Source organism: Bacillus infantis NRRL B-14911, assembly GCF_000473245.1.
GTDB classification, from domain to species: domain Bacteria; phylum Bacillota; class Bacilli; order Bacillales; family Cytobacillaceae; genus Bacillus_AB; species Bacillus_AB infantis.
The window spans coordinates 865,945-885,824 of sequence record NC_022524.1 but is presented as its reverse complement, the minus strand read 5'-3'; the positions used below and the strand labels follow the sequence as shown (position 1 = coordinate 885,824).

The window sequence follows — 19,880 nt, the reverse complement described above, 5'->3', positions numbered from 1 at the left end:
CAAAATAAGCCCATTTCAGCCTCTGGAGCAGCCTAGAGCTGCCGGACTGATCCCGTAAATTATAAACCCGGTCGAGTAAAGTAAGTTTCCTTCTAATTTGCCAACATTCCATAAAGAGCATAACAAATAGACCTAATCAGATTAGGCATTTTAACACTCAATACAAAATTCATATTAATTTTAAAATCAATTAATATTGGCAATTAGTTGGTTCCATAAACTTACTTCACCCCTTCATAATTTTCTGTATTATCTCACGTTATCCTTTATTTGTAAATGAGCATGCGGACTAATACTAAGACCGGCTCATATTTTCCCTTGCATTGCGGTTTGTTCAATATCTTTTCCTGCCAGCCATTTTTTGAGATTGATCCGCAGCGGGTCTCCCTGGCAGAGAGAAGTAACTATCTGAGAGTCCTGAAAAGAGTAGCCAAACGTGTGCAGTGTTCCAAAGAGATCTTCATAGTCTGTAAAAAACAGCGGTGACTCTGAGTCCCTGAGCAGATCGAAGGTTTGCTGGAAAGAAAGCTGTTTACTTCCGACCAAATCGAGATAACCGGTTCGCTTGATCGACCCATCAATATGCTCACGATTCTTCCCTGCCATCTCTTCTGACCTGAAATGGTTGACGCAGGAATGAAACTCTTCCGGCCCTTGTCTTATCAATACCTTATCGGGGCTTGCCTCCACTGCCCCCTGATTGCCAAAGCTGTCAGCTAGGGAGAAATTATAGCAGGCTGCATGAGGAATTTCCTTCAGAAGTTCAGCAGCCTCCCTCACAGTGGCGCAAGTATCCAGCACCATCCTCACACTTGTCCATGCCGATAGCCCCTCCTGATAGCCATCGTGACTGACAAAATGCAGCCCTGCCGCGAGCCCTTTTTCATTCACCCCATCATGCCGGCCGATGGCCTGAAGATTGTAGCCGGCTGACGCAAGAGCCGGCAGATTCTCTGATAGAGTGAAGATACCGTCATAGAACTCTGGGGAGAAATCATAATTGCGCACATAAAAGTCTTTCGTCATAACCGCTGTACAGCCCATGGCAGCCACCTTGGGCACATCATAACCGCTGAAAAGTGCTGCTGCCTTATGATAAGGAATCTCCAAGCCGTCAGCAATCCCTTTTAATTCATCCAGGAGATGAGGAGAATAAGCTTTAAGGATTCCCTCCATTTTCTCTATATTGATAGCAGCCTTTGTGATACTTTTAAACACATTCACTATAGGTTTCCCTGACAAGTGCCTGCCCAAGGCTGCACCGTTTTCATAAGGGCCCTTCCGCAGCTGCAAAATATCCGTTTTGAATTCCATATCGAGGTCTCCTTTTGATAGATTCATACCGCTTAAAGAGTTCAACGCTGTTTATTAAACCAATGACACTAAGGCTCCAAACTTTCCCAGTCCCGCTTTCCAGTCCGGCTTCTTTCCATTCCGTACATCATAAAGGAGCTCATGAAAAATAGGCTGAAGCCCGTAAAAGCTCTGAACCCTTTTAAAGAGGGCATCTGCTGATTCATCCGTCTGATACCAGGACAGGACCTCCCTGGTGAAGTTTTCTCCATAAGCCCAGTAAATGCCCGCAAAGTCGAATGCCGGGTCTCCAAGCTGGGCGTCGGTAAAATCAATGACCGCGCTGATACGGCCCTTCTTTTCGCTGTAAATGATATTGGAAGCTGTCAAATCACCGTGAATGATAGATTTTTTAATAGAATAGCCAGGGAATTCTTCAAGAAAATCCCTGAATATCCTATTAATCAGATCCTTTTCCCTGTCTTTTAGATAAGGGAGAATTTCCTCCCTGACAGATGAATGCAAGGCTTCCCAGTACTCCAATGTATGAAGGGTTTTCAGATTCATAGTGTCTGCCTCTGCAGGGTCTATGGAGTGCAGCTTAGTTAGAAAATCGCCCAGCAGCCTTGCATTTTCCTGGTTATTCTTGAAGGAGTCCATGCTGATATCGCCTAGCATCCTGCCTTCGAGATAATCATACCGGACACATCTTAACATTTGATTCTGGTACAAATATTCATAATCCGGCAACTGCAGGATGGGGTGTTTCTTTTTCAGCAGATGCAAGAGCTTTCCTTCCGCCTCTACTTTTGAGATCACATTTTCAGATTTCGGAAACCTGAAGACGAGACTTTCATTAATGATCACAATATCGTTATCCCAGCCCTTTTCATTTGCTTGAAACTTTTTTATTTTTAAGTCTGGATATTCATCCGAAATGAACTCAAGATATTCTTCTTTTCCCAGCATATAAACCCCAGCCTCCCTCTAGCTTACTGAAGGTATTCTCCCGTTTTTTTCCAAGTATAGCATAACAGACGCAGGTACAGGACCTTTTCCCCCTGCCTTTTCCCCACACATAAACTGCCTCACAAAGCCTTTCTCCCTGTCCAATAACAACGCAAAACCGGGACACATTACCCACCCAGCTCTCCTGCTGAAAGCCTTTTCCTTTGAAATTACCTGTAAACATTTGCTAACATTGTCAATGTAGTGAATTATCAGACAATAGATCAGGAGGGGTTAGATGAAAAAAATACAATTATTCAGCTTTATGATGCTAGTGATGCTGGTCCTGGCTGCATGCGGCACAGATGATGCAGACAGCAGTGGTGATGGAGGGAGCTCCGGTGACGACGGAAGCAAAACCTATACGGTTGGGACGGATACAACCTATCCTCCGTTTGAGTTTGAAGAAGGCGGCGAGTATAAAGGGATTGATATTGATATCATCAATGCCATTGCAGAGGAAGAAGGGTTTGAGATTGAATTGAAGCCTATGGATTTCGGCGGCATCATCCCGGCCATCCTGGCTGACCAGCTTGATGTAGCCATTGCTGGCATGAGCATTACAGATGACCGCAAAGAAAAAGTTGATTTTTCAGACCCGTATTTTGATGCCGGGCTGACCCTTGTTGTTTCAGAAGATAACAGCGACATTACCAGTATAGACGATTTAAAAGGGAAAGTGGTCGCCGTTAAGAATGGTACAACAGGTGCGGAGCATGCCGAGGAAATTAAAGAGGAAGCCGGCATAAAAGAAGTCCGCCAATTCAATGACAGCCCGTCCATGTTCCAGGAAGTGGCCAACGGGAACGCAGACGTGCTGATTGAAGACTATCCGGTTATCGCGTACGCCATTAAAACAAGCGGCCTTGATCTGAAAACCGTCGGGGACCGCCTGACCGGCGACCAGTACGGCATCTCTGTAAAAAAAGGCGAAAACCAGGAGCTGCTGGAAAAAATCAACAGCGGCCTCCAGAAGATAAAGGATAACGGCACATACGATGAGATTTTAGGACGTTATCTGGAAGAGTAAGAATTTGCTCAGCGCGCTCCCCAAAAGCGCGCTGTCTTTTTCGAGAAAGAGAGGAGCAGCGATTTGGATATTTTCATAGAAGCCCTTCCTGTCTTATGGGCCGGGCTAAAACTGACTGCATATATTACCGTTCTCGGTCTGCTGTTTGGATTCATCATCGGGCTGATCACCGCACTTTTCCGCCTTTCCCCGATTCCGCCATTAAGGTGGATCGCCATTTGGTTCATCAACTTAGTACGGGGAACACCTTTCCTCGTTCAATTATTTTTCATTTACTTTGGATTGAATTCACTTTCGTTCATTTCGCTTGAGCCTGTAACGGCAGGTATTGTCGGCGTTGCCATCAATGCAGGCGCCTATATAGCTGAAATCATCCGGGCCGGCATTCAGTCCATCGATAAAGGGCAGACAGAAGCTGCCCGCACACTGGGGCTGACAAGTACACAGACCATGCGCTATATCATCCTGCCCCAGGCTTTAAGAAGGATGCTGCCGACATTTGTGAACCAGGCGATCATCAGCCTGAAAGACACCTCCCTCCTGTCGGTCATCGGAATCGCCGAACTGACTCAAAGAGGGCAAGTCGTCGTATCAGCGACCTATGAACCTTTTAAAATATGGGGCATGGTCGCGCTCATGTATTTCATCCTGATCTACCTGCTCACCAAGCTCGGCGACTTTATTGAAAGGAGATATCAGCTGCGATGAGCGTAATCCAAGTCAATAATCTGAAAAAATCATTCGGCGAACTCGAAGTATTGAAAGATATCAGTACAGAGGTAAAAGAGCAGGAAGTGGTCTGTGTTGTCGGCCCTTCCGGCTCTGGAAAGAGTACCTTTCTGAGATGCCTGAATAAACTTGAGGAAATTACGGGTGGCCATGTCATCGTGAATGGAAATGACATAACCGATCCTAAAATCAACATCAATAAAATCCGCCAGGAAGTCGGGATGGTGTTCCAGCACTTCAACCTTTTCCCTCATAAAACAGTGCTGCAGAATATTACCCTGGCCCCAATGAAAACGAAGGGCGTCGACAAAGAAACTGCAAAAAAGAAAGCCCTCGAACTTCTTAGAAAAGTAGGGCTTGAGGAAAAAGCGGACAGCTACCCCGGCGAATTATCCGGCGGGCAGAAACAGCGTGTCGCCATCGCCAGGGCACTTGCCATGGAGCCAAGGGTTATGCTGTTCGATGAGCCTACCTCTGCCCTCGATCCTGAAATGATCGGGGAAGTGCTCGAGGTTATGAAAGATCTTGCCCGTGAAGGCATGACCATGGTCGTCGTCACTCACGAAATGGGATTTGCCCGCGAAGTCGGGGACCGTGTCATCTTCATGGACGGCGGATATATCGTCGAAGAAGATGTCCCAGGCGAATTATTCGGCAACCCCAAGCATGAACGGACTAAGGCTTTTCTTGGCAAAGTGCTTTAGGCCGGGTTTGTGGATACAACAGAAAGGAGCCCTGCTGCGGCGGCAGGGCTCCTTTTGATTTGAACTTTAGAAAAGGCGAGTTGCTAATATATTTGGGAAGTTGCTAATAAAAAGTGAAAGTGGCTAATATATCGTGAAAGCTGCTAATATCCGTCCCCTGCACCCTTCCCCAACCTAATATCCGCACAACATTCATCCAAGCTCCCTTATCTGCCTTGTAAGCTCATTAAATTTCCGGTCCAGCTCCTGATATTCTTTGTCTTTCGGCGTCATAAAGCTGAGCTTCCCCAGCACTTCCTGCCTTTCAGTTTCAAGCTTCATCCTCAGCTCTTCCCGGTCATCCCTTATTTCCGGTTCCTGGTCGAATTGCTTTTGAATAGTCCCGCCTGCAATCACGAGCTTGCTGCTGGTTATTTTCTCAAGAAAGTAGCGGTCATGCGACACCGCCAGTAGTGTCCCTGGATATGCTGACAGGGTTTCTTCCAGCTGTTCGCGCGAAGGAAGGTCAAGATGGTTGGTCGGCTCATCAAGTATGAGCACATCTTTTTCCTCCAGGATGTATTCCATCAGCTTGCACTTGACGCGCTCGCCCATGCTCATATTCCCGATCGGCTCCTTCCACTGTGATGCCGTAAAGCCGAGATGCTTCATCAAGGTTTGGACCTTCCCTCTTTCCGCAAACGTTTCCCGGTAAAAAAGATCCTCCGGCGTCTGGTCGAGCGGCAGATCGAATACTTCCTGCGTCAAGTAGCCGACACTGGCTGCCGGCGACACCCAGACCTCTCCCTCTGCTGTTTCCTTTCCCATGACGATTTTCAGGAAAGTCGTCTTCCCGCTGCCGTTCGGCCCTGTTATGGCCACTCTTTCGCCATGCTGGATGGTGAAATGCGCTTTTTCAAACAGCTTGCGCCCATCAAAGGATTTTGCAAGATTCTTCACTTCCAAAAACCGCTTGCCCCGCTTTGTGTTTGCCGAAATCGAAAAGCGGACCTCATGCTCAGGCGCGACAGGAGCTGCTTTTGATTTTTCCAGCTCCTTTTCCAGCCGCTTCCGCTTGGATTTCACCTGTGAATCAAGGCGCTTCGCCTTCACACGGTGATATTCCTTGAAGCCTTCCTCTTTCATCGATTTAGCATGGCCGGTGTTTGCCCAGGAGCTCAGCTCATTCAGCTGCCCCTCGATCCGCTCGACCATCTTCTGCTGCTTTTCATATTCCCGCTGCTGTGCAAGCCGTTTCTGCCTCCGGGCCTCCATATAACTCGAATAATTCCCTTTATGCTCAATCAGCTGCTTATCCTCGATCGACCAGATTTTAGAAACCGCAGCATCCAAAAAGTGGCGGTCATGGGATACGAGGATGATCGTCCCTTTATAGGCTGCAATCTGTTCCTTCAAAATCTCCATGCTCTGCTCATCCAGATGGTTGGTCGGCTCATCGAGGAGCAGAAGGCCTGCATCTGCCGCGAAGCCTTTTGCGAGACGGGCCTTCAGTTTTTCCCCGCCGCTCATCCGTACATAGCCCACAGCAGGAACCTGCCATTTTTCCAGCAGCTTAATTTCCAATGGAGATTGATGCCCTAAAGCATAGGATTCTGTTTCCTGCTCTACCATCAGGATATCAGCTTCCTGTCCCACCCACTGGATCTGCCCGCTGGAAGGCTGCCTCTCACCGGTGATCAGCTGCAGCAGAGTGGATTTTCCGGCTCCATTTTTTCCGATGATGCCGATCACTTCCCCCTGCAGGACACTGCTATTCACCCCTTCAAATAGGCTTACATCCATAATTTCATAGCTAATGTCTTTCAGTTTCAACATTTCCTTCATACTCTCATCCCTCTCTTTAAGGGAGAACCAAAAAAATCCTCCCAATTGAATTGGAAGGATTAGCCGTACCTTTGCATCAGCAAATAAACCATTATCATAATGGCTGAATGATGTATAAGTGAAAAATGGGCAGACTAATCCTATTTTTTGTGTGAATTGAAATATGCTATTTCAATCAAGAAAAAATAAGATCAGTTATCCATCGTCCACCCATCATTCCTTTCGCACTTAGTTGGATATTAGTATACCACAAAATGGCGGAACATTGTGATATAATACGTAAAAATAAGGAAAAGGAGGACACCTGATGTCTGGAAAAAAAGTAGCCGTATTCATCTTTGTTGGTGTTTTGGCTCTGGTCATTATTTTGTTTGTTGTTATGAATTTGTTTTTCAGTTATATGGAAACCAATGATGGTACGGATGATACTGCCTTTAACACTCCTTCTGTCTATATTGCGGACAAGTTATAGAAGGAATTTATCGAGCCTCACACTGGCCGCTGCTCCTGGCTATAAAGAGACTCCACCAGCCCTGCTGCATATGCATCCCCTTCTTCAGGATAGTGAAGATCCATTTTTACACAAACATCTTTGGCAGTTTCTCTGAAAAAGCTCATCGTATTATGCAGGGCCCTCCAGACATCCTCTTCTTCATAAACTCCATAAAGGTTTTTATAGGCGGACACTGTTTCAGGATCAGCCCATTTTTCAAAAAAGCGGTTACCGTGCCAGGTGTCAAAAGCAAGGCCTTTATTAAGCTTGGTCTGCGTCCGTACCAGCTGCATGAGCAAATGCTTCATATAAGAGTCGCAAATCGATTTTGCATCAAGCAGCTCTCCCCGCCTGATTTTCTTTGCAGCCAATACAGCATGGTACCAGAAATCATGGATAGCATTTCTTATCTCCTCTGAACCAGGCATCTGAGGGGCAGGCAGGTTTTTGGGCGCCTGATGAACCAGGGCAGTGACGGTGCCGTCCTTGTCGAACAGTACCCTCACACCCTTTGCAAATACGCCAAGCGGCTCCGGATCCTGCTCAAGCTCCGGCAGTGCGGAAACAGGGAAAAACGCAAAGTCCACATCAAGCCCCTCTTCAAACAGGACCCTTCTTTCCTTTCCTCCCCCAACGGCAGTATTCTCAAGGAATGTCAGATAATGCTTCCCTATTTTCCCCAGCCAGTCTGTATCATTAAGAAATGCAGACGGGTTTTCCACGATAGCCACAAGATCAAGGTCGGAATACTCGTCAGCCGGCACCTCCGTTCTTGCCCTGGAACCTACAATGAGCGCCGCCCGGATCTTTTCATCGTTTTTAGCCATCTCCATAAATCCCGCTATTATTGTTTCATAAGTCAGTTTGTTCATTATTTACTGCTCCTTTTACTCATACTCTTAAATCCCCAGCCTCTCCTCCAGCTCCCCTTTCTGCCGGAGATGATGCCGGAAATGCATTTCAGCCAGCTCGTGCCACTCCATGGCGCTCAGCCAGCCGAAGCCTCCATGCTCAGTTTTAAGGTCAGGTTGAATCTTATCCAGTTTTTCCCCCAGCTCCCTCATCCTTCTTTCCAGCTGCACAAGCCTTTCGAGCAGGGAAGCTGAAGTACCTGAGTTGTCCGGCGGCTGGTTCATCTCATCCGGCAGCCTGATTTTAACAGGCGGGAAGCCTCCTTCCCTGAACAGCTTTTCGCCAAATTCCGTTTTCCCTCTGCCCTGTACAGGCTCAGCAGCAGCGCACGCTTCCGCTTCATCCAAATACTCATCGGCCACCACAATCACATGATCATACATCTGCGCAAGAGACCATACCCCACCAGCCGGAATTTGCCTCAGCTGTTCCAAATCATACTTTCCGAGGCTTTGTTTATAAATCTCCATGACACTCTGCTCCGCCATCGCTCCCGCTCCTTTCCAAAGTCCCTGACACTACTATTCTCCACTCCAATTGGGAAATCCTTTGTGAGGCCGGGGGGACAGGTCCCTTGGCTCAAAAAACAAGAAATATTAGCATTTCCAAAAAGCAGTGTCTCCTGCTAAAGTTAATATGAATATTAATACAGGAGGCTTCTTCATGCTTGGCATTAAAAACTATAAGTCAGTTTTCTACGGAGACTCTTTGGAATTCATAAAGAATCACGGCAATCGCCTTAGATCCATGGTTAATAAAAATCTATGTGGGATGTGGACTGTCCACGAAGTGTCGAGCGGTGAATTTTGGGGTGATTGTCCAGTCGTCTTACTAATAGGAGGACAGCAGCTGGAGTTTTGTTCGTTTAAAGATCAAATCGCTGTAAGCTGGAATGCAATTGATGTAAATGAAAGTATAATATGGTATGGATCCTGGGATTTAAGACTTGAATGGCGAAAAAATGCGATAAAAGGCACTTCTGCTCTCACCGGCAGTCCAGTAGAGGGGGCAGACTTGATTGAAACAGCACAAGGAGGTTACTCCAGCACACTAAAAGGATTAGGATTGAAGACAGCTAAAGGCTATATTTCGCTATTTAATGAGTTTGATGAAACAGTCCTTGCGTTCAAAAAAAATGAAGAGTGTCTTTATACAGAAATCTAAGCCATTCCCAAAAGGAGCATACCATGAAAAAAGCTTGGATATTGATTATAGGCCTTTCCCTTTCCTATCTCACCGTTTTCATGATTACCGAAATTTACACGATCAAACGGTTTGACATTATGTCCGGCAACGGAAATATCGGTCTCCTGCCTGCAGGCTTCTTGCTCCTTCTTTCTATTCTTCTCATAGTGCCGATCTATCAATCTATCCCAAATACAATTAAAAACAGCTGGATTGCAGCTGTTTTCTTCTCAGTTTCCCTTCTTATGCTGATTTCTATTTATATTGGAAAATCAAGACTGGGCCACATCAGAAAATCTCTTTCCGCACATTTTGAAAGCAGCGATGTCAGTCAGTTAACAAGCGGCATGACAATCTACACTACTGCTGTCTATATCAATATGTTCAGCTTTAGCACGGTACTGCTTATCATTGTTCTACTAACTATGATATTAAAAAAATGCACCGGACGAAGAAACCGGTACCTTGTCCCTGCAGCAAAAAAGGGACACTAAATCTGTCCCTCATCCCCAAACGTCACCCGGTTCCGCCCCTCATGTTTAGATTGATAAAGTCCCTGGTCAGCTCTTGAGAGAAGGGAATCTACAGTATCTCCTTTTTTATACTGGGCAACGCCAAAGCTGGCAGTCTGATTCCCTGCCGGGGGAAAGCTGCTTTCCATAATCACCTTTCTCAGTTTCTCAGCCAGGTTTACTGCACTTTCCCCTGTCTTTGGGGTAAGAATGATAAACTCTTCCCCTCCCCAGCGCCCAAAAAGCTCAGCACCCGTCAGTGGTTGTCTGACGAGTGAAGCCAGCTGTTTGAGGACAAGATCACCTGCATCATGACCATAAGTATCGTTCACACATTTAAAATGGTCGATATCAAAGAAGATCACAGAAAAACCTTCTGATTTTTTTATCCATTCTTCAAGCCACCCATCAATTCGAAGCCGGTTTGCAATGCCGGTAAGCGAGTCAGTATAGGCGACCCTCTTCATGCTTTCAAGCTCTGAAAACAGCTTGAACAGGTGAAGGGCCATATAAAATACAAGTATATAAAAAAGGTAGGCCACATAAAACTGAGCCAGTGACTCAAGGCTGTCGCCAGAGGCATTAGGGAGATTCATCAGTCCAAAAGCAAATATAATGACAAAAATGAAAAGCGAATAAACAGCGCCCCATTTTGCCCTTAAGATCAGGAAGAAAATCAAAATAACTGCCGGAACCCAGATGACAGAGACCCCAAATGCCCCTTCCTTCCCCTTTCCGATATAATTAAAGACACCATCATATATGATGGCTATATGTGCAGCACTGATGATCGCCAAAGTAGCGAGCTCAAAAGCACGCAAAAACTTTTTTTTATAAACAGCAGCCCAGCTGATGATATTCCAAGCTATCAAAATCCTTGTCAGATATGTTTCTAAATTGTCTTCCGAGTCATTTTCCATAAGATTATAACTAACCATAGCCAACAGAATCAAAGGAATCATATACAGATAGATCATACGTTTGAAATCCATATATGAATTATACTTTCTCAAATCCGCTTCCCCTTTAAGTCGCAGTGCAGTTCTGCTTTATAAACTTCTTTCTTTATCTTACAAACAAATGGAAAAAAGTCCAGTCTTTTCGGCACAAAACAAAGCTCCTGCCCCGCCGGCAAAAGATCTTTCCTCCGCCCTAAAATAGTCTGCAGCTGCAGGAGGTTTGTCCATTCGTTTCTTCCTGCTTTTCATATATTGATTATGAAGGGAGTGAAATGAATGCGATTTAATATTTTGACGACAGGACCGATGAAAATTCCGGGCCAAATCTCAGGGGATCCAGCAGGAGGTCCGCCTGACGTTGTAAGAGTTTCCATCTCCAATCCGACTAATCGAGATTATAGGATTCAGCTGTTTGCGGAAGTCTGTTCATTAGACGAGGACGGTGTTGGCGAATCAACCCTCTTTCCAGACGCTGTATTTGTCATCCCGGCAGGCAGCTGCCGAAACAGGACATTCGGTTTTTTAGACCCGGACATAGGAGGAAATGCCGGTGACCAGCTCCGCTTCTTCGCAGTCGGTGATGTGGAGCTTCAGGCGGTAAAACTGGAGCTTTCCTTTGTAGGACAAAGGCTTGCTGATGAAATGAATGAACCGACCATGTTTTTCCGCCATGATGATCTGCTTGAGGTGAGAAACACATATACACATCCAATCAGCGAGGCGGTTTTGGGCGGTAGCAGCCAATCGTGGGACACGCTCACTGCTGGTGATGAAGGTTCGGATCCTGCAAGTGCAGGAAATGAGGCAGAATAGGCAATTGATCTTGAGGGGCAGGTCATGCACAATGTTCCATAAAAATCGGGACAAGGTGCACTTCCCCTGTCCCGCTGCATTTATAAGTTTTCCTGGCTTAAAATCTGTTTCGCCATTTCCATATATTCTTCCAGGCCGGATTTCAAGGCGAATTCGGCAATGGCTACAGGATAGGCTGCTTCAAGCTCCATGACATGCTTGGCCATGTTTGGCCACACGTCCCCCCCGGCAGCACTGTAGCAGCCGATTAGCCGTTCCAGCTCTTTTTTGCCAAATGTACGGTAATGCCCTACGAAATCATTGGCTATATCAGTTACTGACGCTTCTGTCCAGTCGATAAAACCAGTGACCCGTGAGTCCTCGTCGATCAGGATATGCCCGGGATGCAGATCCCCATGCACCAGACCAGTCTGTTTGGGCCACATCGAGCTATCGTGCACCCACGTCTGCCACCTTTTCCACAAGGCGTCATGTACTTCAAACTTTTCCTTCACTTTTTCCATTCTCAGCATCATACTGGCTCTCGCCGTTTCTGCACTCTCAACTGGCAGTTTCGCTCCCTCAGCTTCGTCCTTCCCAATCTTATGGAGGGAAACCATGGCTTTTGCCAGACTCTCTATATACTTCTCTGGCAAATCATTCACGTCCAGCTCCCATTTATAGGCTTTAGCTTCATGATCAATGGTGCCTGCAGGAACGCCATCCAGCTTTTTATAGGCAATCAGTTCCTCGTTATATACAAGCCAATCCGGAGTCTGGATCAGGATATAGGAGCCGACCAGCTCAAGTGTCCTCTTTTCCTTCGCAGTTGACGGTATTACATCCCCCCTCCTGGGGAAACGGAGCACCCATCTCTCTCCCTTGACATCTTCCACAAATACAACCAGGAAATCAAGCCCCGACTCATTGAATTCCAGCGGCTCTTCTTTAGCTTCAATACCATTTTTTCTTGCAATTCTCAATACCTTTTCTTTTGCCATACTCATAGTCCATTCTCCTTTAATGCTATTTTGTACTAAAAAAACACAGACTGGCCGCCTGTGTTTAAAGTAAATGGAAAATATAGTTATGTCTGTCCTAATAAAGAAATGCCAAAGAGAAGACTAAACTCAAAAGGCCATGAAAAAAGACAGCAAAAAAAGAGGACAGACTCGTCCTCCCTTTCCTTCCTTATACAATCAAACGTAAAATAAGGTTTTCTTAAAAATAGGCAGACCAATCCCATTTACCCTGCACACAGGCAGAGCCCTTGAACGTATTTAATTAACGATTCAAAGCCGGGAAAAAACGTAGTCTGATGCTGGCTGCCACAAAGAAAACCTCCATTTCTGTTAAAAGTTGAATCTATTATATCATGAAAGGGGCCGCAGGGACACAGGCTGCTGTCACATTTATCCTGATAGAAAACCTTTTTTTAATGACTGTCCCGCATTAGGCCAATACAGTGTCCGATCAGTACATAGAGCACCGCCCTAATCCCCAAAAAGAGGGACAGCAAAACCTGTCCCCCCCTTGTACCACTATTTACTCTTAATTTGTTTATATTCAGGCTTCCACATAGCATCGTCTACAGCTTGTTCAATATCGTCGATCTCCGCTTTGGCAATGCCTTCCTGGACGGCAGCCTTGGCTACTTCGATGGCAACATGCCTTGAGACGTCAGCCAGTTTGGTGATGGCCGGCAGCAGGGAAGCACCAGGCGTGCTGCTGTCTGATTTCTCGGCAACTGCATTGGCTGCAGCGGCGAACATGCCTTTTGAAATGATTTCAGCTTTGGCGACAATCGCTCCGAGGCCGAGGCCAGGGAAAACAAATGCGTTATTGGACTGGCCGATTTCATGGCTGATTCCGTTATACTCTACATTCGCAAACGGGCTTCCTGTGGCAATGAGCGCCTTGCCGTCTGTCCAGTTGAAAAGATCCTCAGGCACCGCTTCAGCTAGGAGTGTCGGGTTGGACATTGGCATGATGATCGGTCTTTCAACGTGCTTGGCCATCTCCCTTACGATTTCCTCTGTGAAGGCGCCGGCCTGGCCGGAGGTGCCGATCAGGATCGTCGGCTTTACCCGCTTCACCACTTCCAATAACGGAATCGTGTCCGCTCCGTCTCTTTCCCAATCCTTGACTTCCTCTGCACTGCGTACATAAGGCTTTTGGAATTTCAGGACATCAGGCGTTTCTTCCGTCAGCAGTCCGCGATAGTCAAATGCCCAGAACCGGTCATATGCTTCTTCACGGTCAAGACCTTCAAGGATCATCGTTTCTGCCATCTGGTCTGCGTTTCCGATGCCTGCCGCCCCAGGTCCAAAAACAAGGATGCGCTGGTCCTTCAAGGATCCGCCTGTCACCTTCAGGGCAGACATGACGGCAGCAAGTGTAACAGCCCCTGTTCCCTGGATATCGTCATTGAAAGTCAGGATTTCATTGCCGTACTTTTCCATGATGTTCCGTGCGTTCACATTTCCAAGATCTTCCCAGTGAAGAAGAACATTCGGGAAAAATTTGCGCGCCGTTACAACAAACTGGTCGACAAACTGCTCATAGCGCTCACCGCGGACGCGCGGGAATTTATTTCCGATATATAAAGGATCATTGATCAGGTCCTCATTATTGGTCCCTACATCAAGCACAACCGGAAGCACACGGCTTGGATCAATGCCGGCTGCCGCTGTGTAAACTGCCAGCTTGCCAATCGCGATATTGATCCCGCCGACGCCCTGGTCGCCGATTCCCAGGATACTCTCAGAATCCGTCACAACAATCAGATCGATTCCTTCATGGGGCTTATTCAGGTTTTCGAATGCCTTGTCCATTTCCTCCGGATCTTCAATGGTCAAATAGAGGCCGCCAGGACGGTGGTATTCATGGGAATAGCGCTGGATCGCCTCACCCACAGTCGGTGTATAGATGATCGGCAGCATCTCGTTCAAGTGATCCCTGAGGAGACGGTAGAACAGGACGACATTACGATTATATAAATCATAGAGCACTCCGTTTTTGAACATATTGTTTGTCCGTCTGGAGAACTGCTCATACGCACGTGTTGCCTGTTCATCAAGAGTCAGCACCTGGGTTGGCAGCAAGCCCTGAAGCCCCAGATCATCCCTCTCTTCTTTTGTAAATGCGACACCTTTATTCAAATAAGGATTTGATAGAAGCTCTTTTCCTCTCAAATCTGTGTAAATTACGTTTTTTGCACCATCTGAAGCAGTCATAGATCATAGTTCTTCCTTTCAATTGGAGTCAATTTCCGTACTATTCCATGTTAGTAGCCTTTACCCATTATCTCCAGGTTATTTAACTAAAATTATTTAAAAAAGCAAGCAGCATCACATGCCGCCCGCCTATACCAGAATCCATTAAATACTATTCCAGCTTTTCTGTCAATTCGCGGGCCAGGGGGTCTGTCCCCTTGGCGCGATTTTCGAGCCAGGGGGTCTGTCCCCTTTGCGCAGTTTTCGGGCCAGGGGATCTGTCCCCTTGGCCCAGTTTTCGAGCCAGGGGGTCTGTCCCCTTGGCCCAGTTTTCGGGCCAGGGGGTCTGTCCCCTTGGCCCAGTTTTCGGGCCAGGGGGTCTGTCCCCTTGGCCCTGCCCTTGGCCCAGCCCCCTCAGCCCAGTCCCGGACCCGGTTCAGTTCAAGATCTTCATTAACAGAATGGCAAGGATGACTGTTGATGCGCCGCCGATTCTTGTGGAAACCTGTGCGAACGGCATCAGGGACATGCGGTTGGAAGCTGAAAGGATGGCAACGTCGCCTGTTCCGCCAAGGCCGCTGTGGCAGCCTGTAACGATTGCGGCATCAACAGGATACATTTTCATCAGTTTTCCTGTAAAGTAGCCTGTGATGACCATGGCCAGAACAACAGCCACACAAACTGCAATATAAGAAGGCGTTACGATTTTCACAACATCCTCAAGCGGGATATACAGCATTCCAAGGCCGACCATCAATGGCCATGTGAGGCTGGATGAAACGAATTTATAAAGGTGGAAGGCACCCTGCTCCATTTTGGCCGGCATAAGCTGCAGGCATTTAACAAGGGCAGCCGCAAAAATCATCAGGACAGGACCCGGGATGCCAAGGACATGGTGGCCAAGCCCTCCGATAATGAAGAAGCTGCAGGCAATCAGGAGCCCTGCCCCCATTAGCGGGAACTCGACAGGTTGGTTGATTGTCGAAGATTCTGTGATCCCGTCTCCGCCCTTCGATTTGACCAGGACTCCTTTTCCTGTAAGCTCCGGCTTTTTCTCCCCCAAGCGGGACAGGATGCCGGCACAGATGATTGCTGCAATATTTCCGATGACCGCTGCAGGAATCAGCTGGCCGACAAATGATTCTGAGCTCTGGCCAAGGACATCGGCATACCCGATGGACAGCGGCAGGATTCCTTCGCCAATCCCTCCGGCAATGATCGGCACAACAATATAAAACAGCGTATGCTTTACATCATATCCAAACAGCATGCCGACAAGAACGCCCGCACAAACTGAGGCAAGTGTACCCAGAACAAGCGGCACAAACATTCTGGTAAACCCCTGGATCAAGACCCTGCGGTTCATACCGAGGATACTTCCGACAACCAGGATCGAAATATACAGGTACAGGAAATTGGATGTTTTCATCAGCTGGGTGACAGCATCCATTCCGGTTGTATTAATAATATTAAAAAATACCAATATAGAAGGAACGAGCAGCGATAGTATCGCCGGGCCCCCGATATCCTTCAGGATCGGGATTCTCATTCCGATATCGCCAAGCAGGATTCCCATTGCCATAATGACGGCAAATCCGCCGATCATATCAGCCGGCAGTGATTCATAAGCTGCCGCAGCATATACAACAAGTGCTATTAGAACATAAAGCGGAAGCGGCACTGCTCCTACTTTTATACTTCCCAATTTTGCAAAAAAGCCTTTTTTCTCTTCCCTTTGATCTTCTGGTGCAGAAATCGGCTGCAGTTTCTTAGCTGGTTCCATAAAGCTTTCCTCCCATCTGTTCTACATGTCCATCTTAATTTTTCTAAAAGCGTTTTCATAGATTATGTAATTAGAGAAATTCTTTTTGAAATTAAAAAAAGTAAGCAGTTTCAGAAACTGCTTACAGAAAGTTCTTAATCAGATGCTCTTTATATGGGTTATATTCATGCTGGTACACGGGGCGGCCGATCGTGCCATAGATGACCTTCACATCAAGTATGCCAAGCTCTTTTAAAAAGTTCAGGTATTTCCGCGCTGATACTCTTGAGACGCCTACCGCCTCGGCCATCTCGTCGGTGGAGAACGGTCCTTCCTTAAGCTCCTGCACGGCTTCCCAGACCTGTTTCAGCGTATCCTTTGTCAGGCCTTTCGGAAGCTCTTCCACGACCGACGGCTCCTCGCGCCGCAGCAGGTGGCTGTCCAGCTCCTGCTGGGTGACCTCTTCCCTCTTTTCAGCGAACCGGCTCTGCTGCTCATAGGCTGTCAGCGCCGCATTGAACCGTTCAAATTCAAATGGCTTGATGAGATAATCCACCACACCGGAACGCAGGGCCTGCCTGATCCGGTCCATATCCTTTGCGGCAGAGATGATGATCACATCGGTTTCCAGCTCATTTTTCCTCAGATAAGTGACCAGTTCAAGCCCGAGCCTCCCGGGCATATAAATATCAAGGAGAATCAGCTGGATGTCCTCCTTCTCCAGAAGGCTGACCGCTTCATCGACCGACCTGGCCGACGCAGCCAGCCGGAACCCTTCTACCTTGGCAAGATACCGTTTATTAATTTCAGCGACCATCGGATCATCTTCAACAATCATTACATTGATCATGTCTCATCATCCCCTGCTTTATAAGGTATATAGACGGCAAACTGCGTCCCCTTTCCTGCCTTGGAGGAAATGATCAGTTCCCCCTCCAGCTTATCAGCCGCCTGTGTGACCAGATACAGCCCGAAGCCCCTGTCCTTCCCTTTTGTGGAAAAACCCTTCTCGGAAATCCGATCCTGAATTTCCTTTGTCATACCGCTTCCTGTATCTCTTACTTCTATTGTTAAAATTTCCTCGGCATAATCCAGCATTAACTCCACTTTTTTGACCGGCCTCCCTGATACAGCTTCCAATGCATTATCGATTAAGTTGCCGATGATCGTGATCAGATCATGGGTGATTTCCGGGTCCGCCGGCTTTGGCAGATTATCGGCACAATCAAACGACAGCACCGCCCCTGATTCCCGGGCATTGCTCAGCTTGCCGATGAGAAAACCGGCCAGGACCGGGTCATGGATCTTCTTTGTTACAAAGCCCATTTCATTCTCCCGGTGATTGACCGTCTCGTTCACATACCTGGCAAGATGCTCGTACTGCTCGGTATGGACCATCCCCAGGATAACATGAAGCTTGTTCATGAACTCGTGGGCCTGTGCCCTCAAAGCATCTGCATAATTGCGGACACCTGTAAGCTGTTCGGCAAGCAGCTGGACCTCCGTCTTATCCCGGAAGGTCGCAATGGCGCCGACGAGCTGATTATCCACCACCACCGGCACCCGATTGACAAGAATCGTCACCCCGTGGAAGCTCTGCTCCTGGTCAAGATGGGTTTTCCCTGTGATCAGGACTTCCTTCAGGCGGGTTTCCGGAAGATACTCCTCAATCTGCAGCCCAACCGGATCCTTTTCGATGCCGGCCTTTTGAAAAAGCTTCCTTGCCGCCCGGTTTACGAGCGTAATCTTCCCGCTCTGGTCAACGGCAATGATTCCTTCACGCACAGACTGCAGCATTGAGCTGCGCTCCTCCAACACCTTGGCAATCGCGGAAGGTTCCAGTCCCAGCAGGATTTTTTTTATGTACCTGGCAAGTATCACCGCACCGATAATCCCCACCAGGATGCCGATCAGCGTGCCGATGTAGATTGCGTTCTGGCTCTTATGGACAGCCTTCGTTACCGTCTCTAGAGAAATGCCGACAGCCACAGCCCCTATCTGCTCCCCGGTACTGCCAATGACAGGAGTGAATGCCCGCATCGATGGACCGAGTATGCCCTTGGAATAGGAAACATACTCTTCCCCCTCCAGCACAGGGCCTTCATCCCCGCCCCTGAAATGCTTTCCTATCTCAGATGACTCCGGATGTGACAAGCGGTAGCCCTTCATATCCATTACTACAATGAAATTGACATTTGTAAGCTTCCGCATTTCATTGGCAAAATCCTGGACCCCTGCGCCCTCAGGATCCCCTTCCAAAGCATCTTCAACAATCCGGCTGTGCGCCACCATTTTAGCGACATTTAAAGCTTTATCCTCCTGTGTTTCCTCAACACTGGAGGTGACCCTGCTGCTGATCAGCAGGTCGGTGATCATAAGGGAAATCATGACCACCAGACAAACAAATATAATAATGATGGCTTGCAAGCTCCAGCGGCCCTTTTTCATAGTTTCCTCCAGCCATAGATTTAATTAAAGTATTCTCCACCATACCCTTATCCACACAAAGTAATGACAAAAGACCGCAGAGCCCTTCCCTGAGGAAGGACCTTGCAGTCTGTCTTTACCTAATTCAGAACAGCAGGATGAATCCGGCCATAATAGGCGTCAGCACCATGGCACTTTTTAAAACAGGAAGCGGCACATAATTGGTGAACCGCGCTCCGAGGTAAGAACCTATCATCGTTCCAGCCAGCACCTGCAGGAGCAGGATCATATCAAAGTATCCTTCAAAATAATAGCCGATGCCGCCTGCCAGTGCAATCGGCAGGATGACCAGCATCGTCGTCCCGACAGACTTCTGCACAGAAAGGCCTAAGACGGCTAATAGTCCAAGCTGAATGAAAGGCGCAGAGCCGATGCCGAACGTGCCTGACAGTAAGCCGCAGACAATGCCCACAAATGCAGCTTTCATGAAGAGCCTGCGCTGCGGCTCTGCTCCCTTGTCCTCCATCCGGCTGACGATGAACAAACGGACCAGCAGCATCACTGCTGACAGAAACAGCATTCCGGCCGTCAGCCAATGAAGCGAATCAACCGGGATCCACACCGCGATTCCCGAGCCCAGAAACGAAGTGACCGCTCCAAAGCACCCGACAGCCAGTCCCATTTTCACATCAATATTGCCCTGCCGGTAATGGCTGTAAGCCCCCGACAAGGTCGTAAACACCATCGCCGCAAGCGACGTCCCAAGCGCCGTATGGATCGGCACCCCGAACACCACCGTCAATAGCGCAATAATAAAACCGGATCCCCCGGCCCCGATAAAACCAAGCAAAATCCCCAAAAACAGCATCGTAAACGTAATAGCCACGCAAATTCCCCCTCTTAAGCAGCTCCAGCAGAATTCATAAATGGAAGAAAAGCACCAGCTACTATTATAAAACTTTACAAAAGTGCGGGAGAATTTTGTAACTAAAAAAACCGGGCCAGGGGGTCTGACCCCTTGGCTCCTTCCTACTA

At 47.7% G+C, this 19,880-nt stretch carries 19 protein-coding genes; 7 read left to right on the top strand and 12 right to left on the bottom strand.

The annotated features are described in order from the left end of the window. Positions 1 to 306 precede the first annotated feature (306 nt). On the bottom strand, positions 307 to 1,314 hold the full coding sequence (locus N288_RS04715) for a C45 family autoproteolytic acyltransferase/hydolase (protein WP_022543463.1): 1,008 nt from the start codon (positions 1,312 to 1,314) through the stop codon (positions 307 to 309). Between the two features lie 54 nt (positions 1,315 to 1,368). Then, positions 1,369 to 2,262 carry an aminoglycoside phosphotransferase family protein gene (locus tag N288_RS04710; RefSeq protein ID WP_009791869.1) on the bottom strand — a complete coding sequence of 298 codons (894 nt, stop codon included), beginning with the start codon at positions 2,260 to 2,262 and terminating at the stop codon, positions 1,369 to 1,371. Positions 2,263 to 2,539: 277 nt separating this feature from the next. Here N288_RS04710 and N288_RS04705 point away from each other — a divergent pair, with 277 nt between their 5' ends. The 3 genes from N288_RS04705 to N288_RS04695 all read left to right on the top strand — a co-directional run bounded on the left by N288_RS04705 (position 2,540) and on the right by N288_RS04695 (position 4,764). After that, entirely contained in the window at positions 2,540 to 3,331 is a 792-nt protein-coding gene (locus N288_RS04705; protein ID WP_009791871.1) for a transporter substrate-binding domain-containing protein, read from the top strand. A gap of 63 nt (positions 3,332 to 3,394) precedes the next feature. After that, on the top strand, positions 3,395 to 4,039 hold the full coding sequence (locus tag N288_RS04700; protein ID WP_009791872.1) for an amino acid ABC transporter permease: 645 nt from the start codon (positions 3,395 to 3,397) through the stop codon (positions 4,037 to 4,039). Then, positions 4,036 to 4,764, top strand: a complete 729-nt coding sequence (locus N288_RS04695) for an amino acid ABC transporter ATP-binding protein (RefSeq protein ID WP_009791873.1) — start codon at positions 4,036 to 4,038, stop codon at positions 4,762 to 4,764. The genes N288_RS04700 and N288_RS04695 overlap by 4 nt, the downstream gene beginning before the upstream one ends. A 192-nt stretch (positions 4,765 to 4,956) precedes the next feature. Here the strand turns inward: N288_RS04695 and abc-f are convergent, their stop codons facing one another. Beyond that, positions 4,957 to 6,588 (bottom strand): ribosomal protection-like ABC-F family protein, encoded by a 1,632-nt coding sequence (abc-f, locus tag N288_RS04690; RefSeq protein WP_009791874.1) that lies wholly within the window; start codon positions 6,586 to 6,588, stop codon positions 4,957 to 4,959. Positions 6,589 to 6,895: 307 nt separating this feature from the next. Here abc-f and N288_RS25040 point away from each other — a divergent pair, with 307 nt between their 5' ends. Continuing rightward, complete coding sequence (locus tag N288_RS25040) at positions 6,896 to 7,060, top strand: hypothetical protein (RefSeq protein ID WP_009791875.1); 165 nt, start codon at positions 6,896 to 6,898, stop codon at positions 7,058 to 7,060. Between the two features lie 17 nt (positions 7,061 to 7,077). On the opposite strand, the gene N288_RS04685 is transcribed toward N288_RS25040, so the two are convergent. Together N288_RS04685 and N288_RS04680 are read right to left on the bottom strand one after the other, a co-directional pair. Next, a complete protein-coding gene (locus N288_RS04685) occupies positions 7,078 to 7,953 on the bottom strand; it encodes an aminoglycoside 6-adenylyltransferase (protein ID WP_009791876.1) in 876 nt (291 codons plus the stop codon). Positions 7,954 to 7,980: 27 nt separating this feature from the next. Further along, on the bottom strand, positions 7,981 to 8,481 hold the full coding sequence (locus N288_RS04680; RefSeq protein ID WP_009791877.1) for a DinB family protein: 501 nt from the start codon (positions 8,479 to 8,481) through the stop codon (positions 7,981 to 7,983). A 175-nt stretch (positions 8,482 to 8,656) separates the two neighbouring features. Here N288_RS04680 and N288_RS04675 point away from each other — a divergent pair, with 175 nt between their 5' ends. Then, positions 8,657 to 9,157, top strand: coding sequence for a hypothetical protein (locus N288_RS04675; RefSeq protein WP_022543461.1), 501 nt, complete (start codon positions 8,657 to 8,659; stop codon positions 9,155 to 9,157). Between the two features lie 23 nt (positions 9,158 to 9,180). Then, entirely contained in the window at positions 9,181 to 9,672 is a 492-nt protein-coding gene (locus N288_RS04670) for a hypothetical protein (RefSeq protein ID WP_009791879.1), read from the top strand. On the opposite strand, the gene N288_RS04665 is transcribed toward N288_RS04670, so the two are convergent. Further along, complete coding sequence (locus N288_RS04665) at positions 9,669 to 10,703, bottom strand: GGDEF domain-containing protein (protein ID WP_022543460.1); 1,035 nt, start codon at positions 10,701 to 10,703, stop codon at positions 9,669 to 9,671. The two genes, N288_RS04670 and N288_RS04665, sit on opposite strands and share 4 nt — an antisense overlap. Before the next feature lie 222 nt (positions 10,704 to 10,925). On the opposite strand from N288_RS04665, the gene N288_RS04660 reads away from it, so the two are divergent. Continuing rightward, a complete protein-coding gene (locus tag N288_RS04660; RefSeq protein ID WP_022543458.1) occupies positions 10,926 to 11,462 on the top strand; it encodes a hypothetical protein in 537 nt (178 codons plus the stop codon). An 80-nt stretch (positions 11,463 to 11,542) separates the two neighbouring features. On the opposite strand, the gene N288_RS04655 is transcribed toward N288_RS04660, so the two are convergent. From N288_RS04655 to N288_RS04630, 6 genes are all read right to left on the bottom strand, one after another. Further along, positions 11,543 to 12,448: a macrolide 2'-phosphotransferase gene (locus N288_RS04655; protein ID WP_022543457.1), complete on the bottom strand. Its 906-nt coding sequence runs from the start codon at positions 12,446 to 12,448 to the stop codon at positions 11,543 to 11,545. A 534-nt stretch (positions 12,449 to 12,982) separates the two neighbouring features. Further along, a complete protein-coding gene (locus tag N288_RS04650) occupies positions 12,983 to 14,677 on the bottom strand; it encodes an NAD-dependent malic enzyme (protein ID WP_009791885.1) in 1,695 nt (564 codons plus the stop codon). A gap of 415 nt (positions 14,678 to 15,092) precedes the next feature. After that, positions 15,093 to 16,439 (bottom strand): 2-hydroxycarboxylate transporter family protein, encoded by a 1,347-nt coding sequence (locus N288_RS04645; protein WP_009791886.1) that lies wholly within the window; start codon positions 16,437 to 16,439, stop codon positions 15,093 to 15,095. 121 nt (positions 16,440 to 16,560) lie between these two features. Further along, positions 16,561 to 17,268: a response regulator gene (locus N288_RS04640; RefSeq protein WP_009791887.1), complete on the bottom strand. Its 708-nt coding sequence runs from the start codon at positions 17,266 to 17,268 to the stop codon at positions 16,561 to 16,563. Then, a complete protein-coding gene (dcuS, locus tag N288_RS04635) occupies positions 17,265 to 18,866 on the bottom strand; it encodes a DcuS/MalK family sensor histidine kinase (RefSeq protein WP_009791888.1) in 1,602 nt (533 codons plus the stop codon). The genes N288_RS04640 and dcuS overlap by 4 nt, the downstream gene beginning before the upstream one ends. Before the next feature lie 124 nt (positions 18,867 to 18,990). Continuing rightward, the gene (locus N288_RS04630) at positions 18,991 to 19,731 is read right to left on the bottom strand and encodes a sulfite exporter TauE/SafE family protein (RefSeq protein WP_022543456.1); all 741 of its coding nucleotides are present in this window, start codon (positions 19,729 to 19,731) and stop codon (positions 18,991 to 18,993) included. Positions 19,732 to 19,880: the final 149 nt, after the last annotated feature.

What these genes read in the sequence shown, in the direction of transcription:
- N288_RS04715 (WP_022543463.1), bottom strand. Translation starts at nt 1,314, where the DNA reads ATGGAATTCAAAACGGATATTTTGCAGCTGCGGAAGGGCCCTTATGAA.
- N288_RS04710 (WP_009791869.1), bottom strand. Translation starts at nt 2,262, where the DNA reads ATGCTGGGAAAAGAAGAATATCTTGAGTTCATTTCGGATGAATATCCA.
- N288_RS04705 (WP_009791871.1), top strand. Translation starts at nt 2,540, where the DNA reads ATGAAAAAAATACAATTATTCAGCTTTATGATGCTAGTGATGCTGGTC.
- N288_RS04695 (WP_009791873.1), top strand. Translation starts at nt 4,036, where the DNA reads ATGAGCGTAATCCAAGTCAATAATCTGAAAAAATCATTCGGCGAACTC.
- abc-f (WP_009791874.1), bottom strand. Translation starts at nt 6,588, where the DNA reads ATGAAGGAAATGTTGAAACTGAAAGACATTAGCTATGAAATTATGGAT.
- N288_RS25040 (WP_009791875.1), top strand. Translation starts at nt 6,896, where the DNA reads ATGTCTGGAAAAAAAGTAGCCGTATTCATCTTTGTTGGTGTTTTGGCT.
- N288_RS04685 (WP_009791876.1), bottom strand. Translation starts at nt 7,953, where the DNA reads ATGAACAAACTGACTTATGAAACAATAATAGCGGGATTTATGGAGATG.
- N288_RS04680 (WP_009791877.1), bottom strand. Translation starts at nt 8,481, where the DNA reads ATGGCGGAGCAGAGTGTCATGGAGATTTATAAACAAAGCCTCGGAAAG.
- N288_RS04675 (WP_022543461.1), top strand. Translation starts at nt 8,657, where the DNA reads ATGCTTGGCATTAAAAACTATAAGTCAGTTTTCTACGGAGACTCTTTG.
- N288_RS04670 (WP_009791879.1), top strand. Translation starts at nt 9,181, where the DNA reads ATGAAAAAAGCTTGGATATTGATTATAGGCCTTTCCCTTTCCTATCTC.
- N288_RS04660 (WP_022543458.1), top strand. Translation starts at nt 10,926, where the DNA reads ATGCGATTTAATATTTTGACGACAGGACCGATGAAAATTCCGGGCCAA.
- N288_RS04655 (WP_022543457.1), bottom strand. Translation starts at nt 12,448, where the DNA reads ATGAGTATGGCAAAAGAAAAGGTATTGAGAATTGCAAGAAAAAATGGT.
- N288_RS04650 (WP_009791885.1), bottom strand. Translation starts at nt 14,677, where the DNA reads ATGACTGCTTCAGATGGTGCAAAAAACGTAATTTACACAGATTTGAGA.
- N288_RS04645 (WP_009791886.1), bottom strand. Translation starts at nt 16,439, where the DNA reads ATGGAACCAGCTAAGAAACTGCAGCCGATTTCTGCACCAGAAGATCAA.
- N288_RS04640 (WP_009791887.1), bottom strand. Translation starts at nt 17,268, where the DNA reads ATGATCAATGTAATGATTGTTGAAGATGATCCGATGGTCGCTGAAATT.
- dcuS (WP_009791888.1), bottom strand. Translation starts at nt 18,866, where the DNA reads ATGAAAAAGGGCCGCTGGAGCTTGCAAGCCATCATTATTATATTTGTT.